At 65.2% G+C, this 14,639-nt stretch carries 8 protein-coding genes; 7 read left to right on the plus strand and 1 reads right to left on the minus strand.

Annotation, left to right across the window (positions count from 1 at the left end):
• The first annotated feature begins 14 nt into the window (after positions 1 to 14).
• From J2S97_RS11495 to J2S97_RS11520, 6 genes are all read left to right on the plus strand, one after another.
• Positions 15 to 2,687, plus strand: coding sequence for a helix-turn-helix transcriptional regulator (locus J2S97_RS11495; RefSeq protein ID WP_307049466.1), 2,673 nt, complete (start codon positions 15 to 17; stop codon positions 2,685 to 2,687).
• 2 nt (positions 2,688 to 2,689) lie between these two features.
• Positions 2,690 to 5,389: a helix-turn-helix transcriptional regulator gene (locus tag J2S97_RS11500; protein WP_307049467.1), complete on the plus strand. Its 2,700-nt coding sequence runs from the start codon at positions 2,690 to 2,692 to the stop codon at positions 5,387 to 5,389.
• A gap of 564 nt (positions 5,390 to 5,953) precedes the next feature.
• Positions 5,954 to 7,387 (plus strand): nucleotide sugar dehydrogenase, encoded by a 1,434-nt coding sequence (locus J2S97_RS11505; RefSeq protein WP_307049469.1) that lies wholly within the window; start codon positions 5,954 to 5,956, stop codon positions 7,385 to 7,387.
• Between the two features lie 40 nt (positions 7,388 to 7,427).
• Positions 7,428 to 8,435, plus strand: coding sequence for a dTDP-glucose 4,6-dehydratase (locus tag J2S97_RS11510; protein WP_307049471.1), 1,008 nt, complete (start codon positions 7,428 to 7,430; stop codon positions 8,433 to 8,435).
• A gap of 80 nt (positions 8,436 to 8,515) precedes the next feature.
• On the plus strand, positions 8,516 to 10,486 hold the full coding sequence (locus J2S97_RS11515; RefSeq protein WP_307049473.1) for an S-layer homology domain-containing protein: 1,971 nt from the start codon (positions 8,516 to 8,518) through the stop codon (positions 10,484 to 10,486).
• 146 nt (positions 10,487 to 10,632) lie between these two features.
• Positions 10,633 to 11,394: a hypothetical protein gene (locus J2S97_RS11520; protein WP_307049475.1), complete on the plus strand. Its 762-nt coding sequence runs from the start codon at positions 10,633 to 10,635 to the stop codon at positions 11,392 to 11,394.
• An 11-nt stretch (positions 11,395 to 11,405) separates the two neighbouring features.
• Here J2S97_RS11520 and J2S97_RS11525 read toward each other — a convergent pair whose 3' ends face one another.
• The gene (locus J2S97_RS11525) at positions 11,406 to 12,587 is read right to left on the minus strand and encodes a chitinase (protein ID WP_307049477.1); all 1,182 of its coding nucleotides are present in this window, start codon (positions 12,585 to 12,587) and stop codon (positions 11,406 to 11,408) included.
• Positions 12,588 to 13,234: 647 nt separating this feature from the next.
• On the opposite strand from J2S97_RS11525, the gene J2S97_RS11530 reads away from it, so the two are divergent.
• Positions 13,235 to 14,629, plus strand: a complete 1,395-nt coding sequence (locus tag J2S97_RS11530) for a polysaccharide deacetylase family protein (RefSeq protein WP_307049479.1) — start codon at positions 13,235 to 13,237, stop codon at positions 14,627 to 14,629.
• Positions 14,630 to 14,639 lie beyond the last annotated feature (10 nt).

Consider the following 14,639-nt stretch of genomic DNA (forward strand, 5'->3'; position numbering starts at 1 on the left):
CCAGATCCGCCGGAATGACACGGAGCGCCGCATGGCCTTTGATCGGTCGGAAGCAGGCTGTCAGCGACATTACCCGTGCCCTGGCCGAGTCCACCGGGGGAGTGCTGGTAACCGGGTCCTCGGGCACCGGGAAGACCTTCCTCACCACCCACGCCCTCAAACAGTTCCGCGACGATTCCCTGGTAGTAACGCTCCGGTGCAGCGCAGCCCTCTCCCGATCACCCTACGGCGCACTCAATATGCTGTTAAGCGACCTGGAGCCCGGGTACTTGAACCACCCCGTCCTGGTCCTGTCCGGACTCATGCGGCTCCTGCGCGAACGCGCCAACGGAAAAACCGTTTACCTCTTTGTCGACAACGCCGGCGAAGCTGACGAACTGACCGCCGTGACAATCGCGCAGCTGGCACGGAACCGCGCCGTCCGCCTGGTCCTGACGTGCTCGGACCCGCTGCGGCTCTCGGCCGAGATCTCAGGACTCTGTGATGGCGGGTTCCTCACTCGCGTAAACCTCGAACCGCTGTCCTTCCGCGAGGCTGTCAGCTGGCTGGAGGAAGGCCTCAGCGCCAAAGTCTCGCACTCCGCCGTCCAATCGCTGTGGGCGGCCAGCGACGGCAACCCGCATTACCTGAAGATGCTTGCGATGGAGCTCGCCGATTCTGGTTCCCTGGTTGTCCGGGACGGCGTCTGGGTGCTGACGGCGGAACACCATGTTCACGGACGGGCGATCAGTGACTTGATCGCCACGCGGCTGGGACGCATGGGCGAGGCTGACCGGCGAATCCTGGAAATCCTGTCGCTGGCGGAGACGCTGCCCCTGGATACCTTGCTCACGCTTGTTGACGCCGACGATGTGGACGCCCTCGAAGAGCGCGGAGTTCTGGCGGTCGAGGACTCCCTGCCCCGCCGCGTCAGGATCCAGAGCCAACTGGTTGCCGATGTGGTGCGGGAGAATGTCCCGCCGGGCCGGAGCAACGAGCTCCGCGAAATGGTGTTGTCTGCTGCAGCACCTTCCCTTCGGACGCCAGCCACGGAACTGCCGTTCGCGGTCTGGGCCCTCGATTGCGGCGCAGTGTTGTCGACGGATGAAGCCCTCTCCGCGGCACGACTCGCCAACCGACGACTGGACGCTGCCCTGGCGCTGCGGTTTGTCCGCACCATCAAGGCACATGAGGAGCTAGCCGCGGCGGTCACCGAGGAGGTCACGGCGCTGATGACGCTCGGCGAGGTCGAGGAGGCCCTGGCAGTGGTCCGCCGACATCGCGAGGTGTCACGGGGTGACCCCGCGCTCGCGGAATGGATCGGGTTGCTCCTGGCGGAGAGCTCGGTGTTCCTCGCCACCCCTGATGCCTGGCAAGAGGCCCCGGATTCCCTAACCCGGGCACGGAAGGTACTTTACGAAGACTCAACAGGTCCGGCCGCCGAACTGTCGGTGCCGGACCTCCGGCGCATCCGGGAACAGCTGACGCTGGCCGAAGCCGAAGCGGCAAGCTACGCCGGTACCTACCGTGATATGGCTGCCAGCCTTGCCGAAGCCCTGGACAACGTTGAATTCCACAGCGCGGAATTCCGGCTTCAGGCAGGCAGCTGGCTGTGCGAAGCCTGGGCCGTGACCGGTCGACAGTCCGACGCCGCCGATCTCGCCGAACAGCTGAAGCTGCAGTGCCTGCGGCCGGAAATTCCGGTGGCTATCGCCCAGTCAGTGATCTCGCGGCTGCGCTTCGCCTACCTGGTGGCCGGCCGGTGGGACGAGGCGACGGAGACGCTGCCCACCGAGGACTGGCTGCCGACTTTCGCCGTCTACCGGCGGTTCAGCGCCACCGAAGTGCCCGAGGCGATCTGCGCCTGCATGCAGGGCCGCGGACGCGACGGGCTGGACCTGCTAGTTCCCGGCATCAGCCAGCTGCGGATCCAGGACAGCGACGGCATCCTCACACTCGCCTGCGCGGCGGCCGCATATGCCTCGGCCCTGCAGGGTGAACGCGAGCAGGCACTTGGCTACCTGGCAGAGACGGCCTCCGGCTCCAGGCGGAAAACATGGAAGGTTTCCAGGGCGGAAGGGTACTTCACGGCGCTGGCGCGGGCGGAGCTGGATGGCCCGCGGACCGGGATTGAGCAGCTGCTGCGCCTGGCAGACGAGGACCGCGCCACGGGTACGGTGGGGCATGAGCTGCTGTGCCTGAGCTCGGCCGTCAGGCTGGGAGAAACCGCTGCAGCGCCGCGGCTGCTGGATGCCGCATTAAACAGCCAGGGACCCTTTGCGGAACTGTGCACGCAGTACGCACGGGGCGTAATCTCCGGCGGAGCTGACGAACTCATGGCCGCCGCCAACCTCGCAGCCCGGCTGCACAATGACAGATTTGCCCTGGACATCGCCGAGTCGGTCCTGAACCTCGACCAGGCGCGGCTCGAGAGAAGCCTGATCCGCCAGGCCAAGCACCTGGCGGAAACCTGCCGCAGGAAGTTGCGGACGCCGCAGGACGGCAACCACGACAGGCTCACGCTCACCGCACGCGAACTCCAAATAGCGCAGCTGGCTGCAGCCGGAGCGAGCAACAAGAGCATCGCGGCCCAGCTCCACGTTTCGGTACGGACGGTCGAGGGCCACCTGTACCAGATCTACGGCAAGCTAAAAATCGAAGAGCGCTTGGAGCTTCCGGTAGCCCTTGGCAGTACAGGAGATAACTAGCCATGACTGAAACCACCCTCGCGGCAGAGCGGCTGATCGGGCGCTTCGGCATGGTTGCCTCGGTTGTTGATTGCCTGGTGGACGCGAACGGCCCGGGCGCCCTGATCCTCGGCGACGCCGGCATCGGCAAGACGGCGCTCACCAACGAAGTGCTCTTTGAGCTTGGCAGCCGCGTCCGTCCTTTCTACGTCTATGCGGGGCCGTCGCTGTCCGAGGTTCCCTACGCGGCCCTTGCCCCTTTGCTGACCGCTTTGACACCCGGTCAGACGGACCAGCCCCGTGCCGTGCTTAAGGCGCTCGTGACGGAACTAAATCCGCACGGCCAAAGGGACCAGTCGCAGGCCGTGCTGGTGGTCGAAGACGCGCACCACCTGGATGACAGCAGTGCCGCTGTCATTGCGCAGTTGGCTGCCGCGGAAGCCGCCAGGGTGGTGCTGCTGTGCAGGCCGCACCCTTCGCCGCCGCCGGAAGTGCTGTCGATGTGGTCGGAAGGGCTGGTGGACCGCTTCGAGCTGCAGCCGCTGACCAAGGACGAGGTCGAAGAGCTCTGCACCCGGACGCTGGGCTCACCGCTCGTGCCCAGTGCCAGCGCCGTCCTGTTCAGGTCATCCGGCGGAAACCCGATGTTCCTGCTGGAACTGATAGCCCACGCCAGGAGCCGCGGCCACCTGCTGCGGCGCAATGACACCTGGGTACTCCTGGGCGAGCCGGGAGCGGCCACCGTACGGCTGATGGACCTGGTCAGGAACCAGATCATGCAGTTGAACCCTGACCAGCGGCAGGCCCTGGAATCAGTGGCGCTTGCCGAAGCCATCCCCTTAAGCGTCCTGCAGCGCGCCAGCGACAGCCGCGCCGTCGACGAACTCAAGGAGCTTCAGTTCATCGCGATTTCCGCAGACCCGGCGAGGCACGTCCGCCTGGCGCAACCGCTGATCGGCGAGGTGATCAGGCAGCTGGTGCCGACCGCCCGCAGCGTGACCATTCGACGGCGGATCGTCAACCTTCTGGACTCGCGCCCGGAGACACTGGACGGCAGGCTGCGGCACGTCACCTGGGCACTCGAGTCCGGTGCAACCGTTCCCGACGCCGACATCCTGGAGGCCGCGCAGCTGGCGAACCGCCTGTTCATTCCCGAATACGTGGAACGGGTAGTGGGCGCCATCAGGGAGCCGTCCCTGAAGCTCGCAGCACAAGTGGAACTTGCCCGCGCCAAGCTGTACGGCCGGGATCCGCTGGGAGCCAGCCTGTGCCTCGAAGGCGTGGTGGAACAAGCGACCGATCTGCGCACCGTCCGGCAGGCTTCCATGCTGGCGGCCCAACTGGCCGCCGGGCATCGCAACGGGCCGGAGGCTGTGCTGCGGGCCGCCGATGCCTGGGCCGAGGCCGTCTCCAGGCTGGAAGAGGCCCATCCCGGGTTCGATGCCAAAGAGCTGGAGACCGCCCGGCTGGGCAGCAGGCTGCTGGCCCTGGAGGGCTACCAGGCTGCTGGACGCCACGTGGAAGCAGAGCCGGAACTGCAGGAGATCTGGGAATCCACGGACGACGACGAGTCCCGGCTGCTGGCCGGCACGCTGCTGGCCGAGTCACTGGCACTTACGGGACGGGCCGTTTCGGCACTCCAGGTGGTGATGGTGGTCGAGGACATCCTCGCCGCCAGCGGTGACCGACGACTTGAGTACGCCGAGTTCGTGATGCGGCGCTACCTGCTGGCGCTGCTCCATGCGGGGGAACTCGATGTCCTGGATGACTATCTGCAAAACCACATCGCCCAGGCCTCCAACTCCCTGATCTACTTTGGCGGGATGCTTCACCTCGCAGCCGGCAACGCAGACCTCCGGCGGGGCACCATCGGTGCCGCCCTGCCAAAACTAAGCCAGGCCGCCGAAGTGCTGCGCCTCTCCGATGCCGGCGGTGACCTGCCCGATGCACTCGCGGCCACCGCCTATGCAGCGTCCATCCTCAACCGGACGGACTCGGCCAAGGCAAATGCCGACGCCTACGACGCGCTGCTGTCGGACCATCGCCATGCCTCGCTGCTGGGGCGGGCCTATGCCGTGGCAGCACGGGCCGAACGCATCGGTGTCCAGGCTTCCGTGTCAAAGCTGATGGCCCTCGCCGATGCCGCCGCCGCGTCCGGCTTCCTCAGCTATGAAGTGGAGATCCTCTCCCTGGTGCTCCGGCTCGGCGACTTGTCAGTGGTGCCGCGCCTTGCCGCCACGGCGGAAGGCTGCGAAGGCCGCAGCGCGGAATTTGTGGCCGCGTACTGCCGTGCGCTCGCCGCGAAGGACGTCAACCGGCTCGTGGAAATGAGCGATGCCGCGGCCCGGGACGGCCTGGACCTGGCCGCCGCGGAATGCGCTGCCCACGCCCTGCGGATACTGGAGACCAGGGGGGACAAACCCCGTCAGTTCGAGGCCCAGAAGCTTGTCAAGCAACGCAATGCAGCCCTCAACAAGACCGGGTCCTCCGCCGCTGAGATGCCGCCGGACCTGCACAAGCTGACGCGGCGCGAGCAGGAAATCGCAGCCCTTGTCCAGGCCGGGGCGAGCAATCGCGAGATCGCCCTTCAGCTTGGGCTTTCGCTCCGGACCGTGGAAGGCCACCTGTACCGGATGTTCGCGAAACTCGGCATTAGCCACCGGGAAGACCTGGCCATGGTGGCCTACGGTGCCCGCCACGCCGGGTTGCCCGGCACCGCGTAGTTACGTCATCCCTGAGCTGAACGGCACGGGCCCGGGAACCGGGACCGCCCGACGTCGGCTTCCGGCTGCCGGCCAGCCCCTGAGCGGCTGCCCGTGAAGGTAGTAAGGCCGCCCGGCTGCCCGTAGAAATCTTCCTGCGCGCCGAAAACGGAGCCGCCACTCATTTCGCGCTGCCCCCAAACGAGTACTGATGCGAGTAGTGGGGGCGGGCCGGGCGCGTACCACCCAGTTCCGGCCGGTGATGCACCCGCAAAGACGGGTAGAGCCCACTCGCGCCCCGGCAGGTGGTTGGTTAATACGCTGTAGCTTGTTGGGCCGCAGGCAAATATTGGGGAAAGAAGTGGGTCTCTAAATGCATCAATCAGCTGACACTTGGCTTTCGGAATTTCATGTGGCTATCCACCTGGAAAGATCCTCCAGGGCGACCAGCATCCCGCCGATGGCGGGTACCCCATTCGAGCCGGCGACGATCCGGGCAGCGTCTTCTGAGACCGGGATCTGCCAGTCTTCGTCGCCGGCTTTCTTACAAACGGGACAAATCGAATACCGGGAGGTCGGTTTAGCATGACACCGAACACCAAGCTAAAATCCCATAAGGCACCGCTGACCAGGGCAGCCCTTCCACCGCTGCTTGAGGATTCCCGGGAATGGCCGGAAAACGGAGCCGGAGCGCCTGAAGGGGCGGCGGAAGCCGTTGAATCACAGGCCCCGGCGAGCGAAGCAGATGCCCAGGATCTCACGTTCACTTTTGACGTCGCAATTGTCGGACTGGGCTACGTCGGCCTGCCGACGGCCCTCGCCATCAACGCCTCAGGACGGCGTGTCCTGGGACTGGACGTTTCCGAGAACAGGCTGGCGGTAATCCGGTCCCAGCAGGCAGACCTGCTCGACTCGGACAAGGTCCGCCTCAACAACGCACTTGAGGATCCCTCGTTCATGATCAGCACGGATCTCTCGCTGCTGGCCCGGGCAGCAGCAGTGGTGGTCTGTGTTCCCACTCCTGTGGATCCCTACCTGGTGCCGGATCTCGGGATTCTCCGGGCAGCCTGCGCTTCGGTGGTTGAATTCGCGGTGCCGGGCCAGCTGCTGATGCTGACGTCGACCACCTACGTGGGTTCCACGAGGGACCTCCTGGCCGTTCCGCTGGCTGCCAAGGGCCTTATCCCCGGCAGGGACGTCTTTGTGGCTTTCTCCCCGGAGCGCATCAATCCCGGAGTGGACGCCTTCTCACACGAAGACGTCCCGAGGGTGGTAGGCGGAGTCACACCGGCTTGCGGTGAAGCCGCAGAGGCGCTGCTGCAGGCCAGCACCAAGCTGGTGCACGTCGTGCCCTCCGCAGATGTTGCCGAGATGACCAAGCTCGTCGAAAACACCTTCAGGGCAGTGAACATCGCCCTGGCCAACGAGTTCGCGGATATTTGCCACGGCCTCGGCATGGAGGTCATGGACGTGATTGATGCGGCCTCGACCAAGCCCTACGGCTTTATGCCGTTCACCCCCGGGCCGGGCGTCGGCGGCCACTGCATCCCCTGCGACCCGCACTACCTGCTGTGGCAGCTGCGGAAAGCCAGGGTCACGGCACCCGTCATCGAACACGCCATGGCCGGCATCGCCGGAAGGCCCCACCAGGTGGTGGAAAAGGCCCGCCGCATCCTGTCGGACCGGAACCATGGAATCTCCGGCGCGCGCGTCCTGGTCCTTGGCGTGGCCTACAAACCCGACGTTGAGGACCTCCGCGAATCTCCGGCACTGGAAATCATCGCCGCGATGATCGCCGGCGGCGCTGACGTGGCGTACCACGACCCGTGGTGCCCCACCGCTCCGGACGGCCAAGGCGGTGCTCTGGAGTCCCTGGAGGATCCGTCGGTCTGGGACGCAGATCTGGTGATCCTGCACACGAGGCACGCCGCAATGGACATCGATTGGCTGCGCGAGGCGCCGGCCGTCCTTGACACCACCTACCGGCTACCCGCCGGCACGAACGTCACCCGGTTGTGATTCCAGCGGTTTCGCTGGTCTTCAAAAGAAAGTAGGAGAAGTGAAAACAGCAATCACCGGCGGAGCCGGCTTCATCGGGAGCCATCTCGTGGAGCACCTCCTCGCGGCCGGCGACAAAGTCACGGTGTTGGATGACCTCTCTACCGGCCGCCTGGAAAACCTCCGGACTGTGATCGGCCACCGGGATTTTCATTTCGTCGAGGGCAGCATCCTCGACCGCGCGGCGGTGGACCGGGTGGTGGCCGGCGCTGACCGGGTCTTCCACCTGGCTGCCGCCGTCGGCGTGAACCTGATTGTGGAGCACCCGCTGGAGAGCCTGCGGACGAACATCCACGGCACGGAAGTGGTGTTGGATGCCGTGCTGGAATCCGGTGCGTCGCTGCTGCTGGCATCCACCAGCGAGATTTACGGCAAGAACACTTCGGACAGCCTGTCCGAGGAATCGGACCGGATCCTCGGCTCGGCGCTCAAGTCCCGGTGGACGTACGCGGCTGCCAAGGGAATCGACGAGGCGTTCGCGCACGCCTACTGGCGGCAGTTCGGGCTTCCGGTGGCGATCGTACGGCTGTTCAACACGGTGGGTCCGAGGCAAACGGGGCGGTACGGAATGGTGGTGCCGCGCCTGGTCAAGCAGGCGCTCGCCGGCGAACCCCTGACGGTTTACGGCGATGGCCACCAGACACGGTGCTTCTCCTACGTGGGCGACATCGTCCCCGCCATCACCAGGATTTCCGAGGAGGAGTCCGCCTACGGCAATGCCTACAACCTTGGCGGCAGCTACGAGATTTCGATCCTGACCCTCGCCCAGAGGATCGTCGAACTGCTTGGCAGCGAAAGCCCCATCACGCTGGTGCCCTACGAGCAGGCGTATGCCGAGGGCTATGAGGACATGCGCCGCCGTGTACCCAACAACAGCAAAGCGAAGGATCTGGTGGGCTTCGATCCCAAGACCACCCTGGACCAGATCATCCAGAACGTGGCGGCCGACCACCGCCCGGTAAAAGCGCCCGATCCACTCGGGTGGAAAGTCACGATGGCGGCCAACTAGCCGTCCGTGAGGTGCCGCGCCGGACGGGGGGCGGCAACCGTCAAAAGTTATGTGCACCTTCGACGAGAGAGTTGAGTTCCATGACGCTTCTGCAACGCTACACTGCGGCCTCGGAGCCCCGGCACAGGGCTGAACGGCCGCCCGGCCGGCGGAAGTCCCGCTGGCTGGCGGCTTCCACCACGGTGGCCTTGGCCGCCTCCCTTTTGGGGCTCACTGCCCCGGCCGCCAATGCGGTCGGCGAAACGGTCGTGACGCTGACGTTCGACGACGCCAACGCCGACCAGATTCCTGCCGCAGCCAAGATCAATGCGCTGGGCATGCCCGGCACGTTCTTCCTGCCCTCCGGCTACATGAACCGTCCGAATTATATGACCACAGCCCAGGCCCAGGCCCTTCAGGCCGCAGGCAACGAGATCGGCGGCCACAGCGTGACCCACGCTGACCTTGCGGCAGTGGGACCCGATGAACTCGCACGTCAGGTCTGCGGCGACCGGGCCACCCTGTCCGGATACGGGCTGGACGTTCAGAACTTCGCTTATCCGTTTGCGTCGTCAAACCCGAGCGCGGAAGCCGCTGTGGCAGCGTGCAACTACAACAGTGCGCGCGGCCTCGGCGATATCCGGAGCAAGGTTGCCGGTTCGGAGACCTTTCCGTTTGCCGAGTCACTGACGCCGGCGAACCCCTTCTACACCGGAGCGCCCGACCAACTCGATGAGACCTGGACCCTGGCGGATATGCAGACCTTGGTCACCCAGGCTCAGGCGAATGGTGGCGGCTGGGTCCAACTCACCTTCCACCACATCGGGACGGGCATCGACCCCGTCTCTGGCGTGAAGGATCCCCTCACCGTCAGCACGGAGGTCTTCAACCAGTTCGCGGACTGGCTGGCAAATCAGGAGGCCACAAACACCACCAACCCGGTGCAGGTGAAGACGGTCAAGGAAGTCATCAACCAGCCCACCAAGGCTGTGATTGCAGGTCCTGCGGCCCCGGCACCCCAGACCACCGGCAACCTCATCAAAAACCCAAGCCTTGAGACCCCCGGATTGAACGGGTCACTTCTCCCGCGGTGCTGGCAGGGCGGCGGTTACGGAACCAACACCCGCACCTTCTCGAACGTGTCACCGGGCCACGCCGGTACAGCCACAGCCGCGCAGCAGCTTGTGGTGTCGGGGTACGCCACAGGAGACGGCAAGCTGCTGCCCCAACTGGACACAGGGGAGTGCGCTCCGAGCGCCACCCCCGGACACGTCTACGAGGCCAAGGCCTGGTACAAGGCGGTGGGCGGAGTAACGCAGTTCGATGCGCACTACCGGACGGCCCAGGGTGCCTGGGTTTACTGGACGTCCAGCCCTTGGTTTGCCGCATCTGACACTTGGGTGCAGGCCAAGTGGGATACGCCGGCCGTTCCTGCGGACGCGACGGCCATCAGCATCGGGCTAAACCTGTTTGCCAACGGCACGCTCACCACCGACGACTATGAGTTGTACGACAAGGCGGGCATTAAGACGTTCAGCGACGTTGCCACCACCAACCAGTTCTACAACGAGATCAGCTGGCTATCCAACAACCTCATCACCCAGGGGTATGCGGATGGCACGTTCCGGCCGCTGACGTCGATCAACCGGGACGCCATGGCAGCCTTCCTCTACCGGCTGGCGGGCAGCCCGGCTGTCCCGGCCAATGCCCCGACGTTTACGGACGTAGCGCCGAGCAACCAGTTCTACAACGAGATCCGCTGGCTTGCTTCGCGGGGGATCTCCACCGGTTATCCGGACGGAACCTACCGGCCGCTGCAACCCGTCAACCGTGACGCCATGGCGGCGTTCCTTTACCGCTACAACGGCAGCCCCGCCGTTCCGGGTACTGCACCAACGTTCCCGGACGTCACCTCGGGCAATCAGTTCTACAACGAGATCCGCTGGCTCGGAGCGACGGGAATCACCACGGGCTATCCGGATGGTACGTTCCGTCCGGTGCAGCCCATCAACAGGGATGCCATGGCCGCCTTCGTTTACCGCTACAACCTGAACTTCCCCAAGGGCATGTAGGGCCGCCCGGCAGGTAGGTTCCCAACCATTTAGTTCCCAGCAATGGCACGGGCGGCCGTGCATCCGGAAAGTCCCCGGATGCGCGGCCGTCCTCGCCGCTGTCCTGTCCGCAACACCGCAGCCCCATTTGATTCGGGGGATCAGAGATGAAACATCGAGGCTCCGTGCGCAACCGCCGCCTCGGCGGAATTGGGTCAGCAGTCCTGCTGCTGGCAGTGGTCGCCACGGCCTGCACGCCTCCGAAGCCGGAACCACAGGGTAAGTACCCCTGGCATACGAATATTGTGGCCACCACATTCTGGGTGGGGGAGGTCTTTGACCCCAACGCAGCGGACGGCAGCCAGGTTATCTCCACCTATGACTCGCAGTGGATGAAGAGTTACGGCGGCTGTGATGGCAGGGTAACGTCCGGCGGCTGCGAGACCGAGGCGAGATCGAGTGCAAATGGTTACGCGCCCAGCAGCTTCAAGCCCAAGGAGAACCCCTTCTACCTGGACCTCCCCTATGACGACATCAACAATGCGGCAGCCTTCCGCGAGCGGGCCAGCGTTATTCCCTGGGCCAACGACGAAGGGTACAGAGGCCAGGCCACCAACCGCTCCTTCAGCTACATGAAGAACCGCTGGGTCAAGATCCGCAAGGACGGCAAGGAGTGCTTCGGCCAGATCCAGGATGCCGGCCCGGGGCAGTACCAGGACAAGGAGTACGTCTTCGGCTCGAACGACGCGCGGCCGGTCAACCGGGAGTTCAACGGTGCCGGCATGGACGTGTCGCCGGCGCTCAATGGCTGCCTGGGGTTCAGCGACCTGGACGGCGAATCGGACAGGGTCGACTGGCAATTCGTGGAGTTTGAGGATGTTCCGCCGGGCCCCTGGCTGGACGTGGTCACTACGAGCCAGGTGAAGTAGCCGGCAGGCGTTCAGCCCATCCTGCCCGGGAGCCCGGATCCCAGGAGATCGGCGAAGCGCGTCGTGCCCTGGTCCACGCCGCTGCAGGTGAAGCTTGCGTCCGGCCCCTGCTCACTGGACGGGCAGGGAGCGTCGCGGTTGAGCGACCACATCGAGAGACGCTGGACCCCCAATTCCACTGCGTAGTCTTTCAGTCCCCGGGCCGCCTCCAGTTCGAAGATCTCGCCCGGCAGGTCATTACGTCCGATCATCGGTGTCAGCCCGATCTTCTTCCAGATCTGTTCGCGGCTAAGGTTGATGCCCGCGCGCTGGTAGACGATGCCCAGCTGGTCGTGGGTGGCGCCTGCCGCCGCCTTGGCCGCCTCCAGCATCCCTTGGGAACTGCTGCGGCTGGCACCGTAGTTCATGGTCATGATGTTGACTCCGGACAGCCGGACACCTGCCTGGAGCATCTGCTCCACGGCGGCTATGCCGGCGTCGGTAAGGCCGCGTGGAGAAGCCGGCAGCGTCAGCCAGACGGCGAGCTTTTGGCCCGACGCGTTGCGGTCCCCCTGCAAGGCAGCCACTGCCCTGGCCCGCCGCTCGCCGCCTGCCTGGTCAAGGAGGTCCGCGCCCTCCAGATCGAAGTCGATGAACGACGGCTCGTAGCGTTCAACAACGTCCCGGTACGCTGTGCGGAGTTTTCCCTCGTCTTCGCATGAGGTGGCCAGCTCACGGTTGAGGGAACCCCCAAACGACACTGCGGCCGACCCGCCCTGCGACCGGAGCACGGAAAGCCGTTTGTCCAGACCCAGGGCGGTTCCGGCCTTTTCGAGGCCGTAGCCGGCACCCCAGCTGGGCACGCAGGAGTCCTCGGGGGAGGCTATAAGGAACGCCAGGACCACGTCCCTGGTGCCCGGACCGGAGGACTCTTCAAAGGCGTAGGGCGGCGAGACAGTGACGTCCACATACCCGGCGAACCACGTCGGCTGTGCGGCCCCGGTGGCCAGGCCGGACCGCCACGTCCAAAAAAAGATGACGCAGGCCAGGATGGTGGTCACGGCCAGGGCCGCCATTAGGGGCGTTGAGGGTTGCCGCTGCCGCTGCCGCAGCCCCGGCCTTCGGCGGGAGCGGAATCCGCCGGGAACCGGTGGCGGTGCGCTCTCCTCTTCGGCCTTGGCAGCCGGATCCGAGCCGCGGTTTAGTGCTGTCATTTTAGATCCCACGCCCCCCTCTGGTGTACTTAGACACCATTTCACCACGGCCTGCCTAGTGGCAGTGTCTGACCGCAAGCCAACACGGGTGTTGTCAGGTGCACATCGAGTACCAATTCGGGTAGTGGACGAGTGGCGCCGGGGCTGCCCGTCGCCTGCCGCACGCAAAGACGGGTAGGCACCACTCGTGCCGCCGAACGCTCTCCTTCATAGGCTTTGGATGTCGGATAGATACAGAGTTCCGGGGGAGAGTCGGGTCTCAAAATGGGAATGGACGCACTATTGCGGGCGAAAGCACGCAACCATGCCCCTCAACAGCAGTTCATGACGGTCAAGGCGGCAGGATTGTCCCGGCCGGTGGAACCAGCTGTTGCTTTCTCTCCCAGTCCTGCCGACACCGCTGCCGTGAGGCAGCCAGCCCTGGCGCACAGGCCCGGGGCCCATGAGCGGGGGTCGGTGGCGAACAAGCCTTTGAGACCAAGGCTTCCCCCCAGTCGTCACCGACCCCTTCGAGGTGTCAATCCATGAATCACTGCGGCCTGGGGGGATCCTCTTGCGGCCGGGCATTACGGATGTAAGAGGGGATATCTGTCATGAGGCAACGGCTGGAACCATTGGGGGGTCAGGGCGATCCGCTCCGGTCCGGGTTGACGAGGCAGCGAAAGCGGACGACGCTCTGGGCAGTCTCGTGGCTGGGCGTGCTGGCCCTCCTGACCGGGTCCGCCGCCCTTGCGCCGAAGGAAGGCCCGGCGCCGGGCGGAAATGTGCCAGGGCCACTGAAAAACTTTTCGGCACCCGTGGACACCAGCCTTGCGCTGACCACTGTCACGCTGACATTCGACGGCGGGCGGGCCAGCCAGCTGGCCGCTGCCCGGGTGTTGGAGACCCACGGATTGCGTGGGACGTTCTTCGTCAACTCAGGCTTTATGGGGGCAAAGGACTACATGACAGTGGAGGACCTTCACACCCTCGCCGCCGACGGAAATGAGATCGGCGGCCACACGGCAACCCTTGCCGACCTGACGGCATTGGATCCGGATGAGGCCAGGCGGCAGGTCTGCAATGACCGGACCAATCTGACTGATTGGGGATTCAAGGTCACGTCGTTCTCCTACCCCTTCGCCGCGAAGTCACCCGAGGCCAAGGCCATGGTGGCCGGCTGCGGCTACAACAGCGCGCGTAGCCAGGGCGATCTCCGCAGCCGGCTGGGCTGCACGGATTGCGCCGTCTCTGAAACAGTCCGGCCAGCAGACGTCTTCAGCACAAGGTCGACGCCGGAAGTCGGCTCAACATGGACCATCAATGACCTGCAGCAGTCAGTCATGCAAGCAGAGACGACCGGCGGCTGGCTGCAGCTGAGTTTCTTCGACATCGATGACAGTGGCAGCCCGCGGTCCATCAGCCCGGCACTGTTCAGCGACTTCGTTTCATGGCTGGCCACCCGCACCGACGAGGGCACCACGGCCATCCGCACCGTCCACGACGTCATCGGGGGAGGGGCCAAGCCTGCGGTTGCCGGCCCGGTTGCTCCGCCGGCACCGCCGGGCGTCAACGCGCTGCGCAACCCCGGCTTGGAAGCACCCGGAAAATACGGACTTCCGGAGTGCTGGCAGGTGGCCTCCTATGGCGAGAATTCGCACGTACTGAGTACTTTGACCCCTGGCCGCAGCGGGGACATCGCACGCCGGCTGGATGTTACCGGCTATGTATCCGGCGACGCGAAGCTGCTGCCTGTCCTGGATCTGGGGGCCTGTGCGCCGAGCGTCGTTCCCGGCCACAGCTACACCCTGCGGGCCTGGTACACGTCCACGGCATCCACGCAGTTCGAGTTGTATTACCGCAACAAGGTTGGCACCTGGACCTACTGGACAGCCAGTCCATGGTTTCCCGCCAGCTCTGCCTACCGGCAGGCTGAATGGACTGCACCACCGGTGCCGGCAGACGCCGTCGCCATCAGCTTTGGATTGAATCTGTTCAGCGACGGGGAGCTGACGACGGATGACTACGAGATGTTAGACACGGGGGCGCCGGTCGCTCCGTAATGCCCCCGCC

The sequence above is a fragment of the Arthrobacter oryzae genome, assembly GCF_030812315.1.
In the GTDB taxonomy this organism is placed as follows: Bacteria; Actinomycetota; Actinomycetes; order Actinomycetales; family Micrococcaceae; genus Arthrobacter; species Arthrobacter oryzae_B.

Excerpts from the sequence above, each read along its gene's own strand:
- J2S97_RS11495 (WP_307049466.1), top strand. The coding sequence starts at position 15 with ATGACACGGAGCGCCGCATGGCCTTTGATCGGTCGGAAGCAGGCTGTC.
- J2S97_RS11500 (WP_307049467.1), top strand. The coding sequence starts at position 2,690 with ATGACTGAAACCACCCTCGCGGCAGAGCGGCTGATCGGGCGCTTCGGC.
- J2S97_RS11505 (WP_307049469.1), top strand. The coding sequence starts at position 5,954 with ATGACACCGAACACCAAGCTAAAATCCCATAAGGCACCGCTGACCAGG.
- J2S97_RS11515 (WP_307049473.1), top strand. The coding sequence starts at position 8,516 with ATGACGCTTCTGCAACGCTACACTGCGGCCTCGGAGCCCCGGCACAGG.
- J2S97_RS11520 (WP_307049475.1), top strand. The coding sequence starts at position 10,633 with ATGAAACATCGAGGCTCCGTGCGCAACCGCCGCCTCGGCGGAATTGGG.
- J2S97_RS11525 (WP_307049477.1), bottom strand. The coding sequence starts at position 12,587 with ATGACAGCACTAAACCGCGGCTCGGATCCGGCTGCCAAGGCCGAAGAG.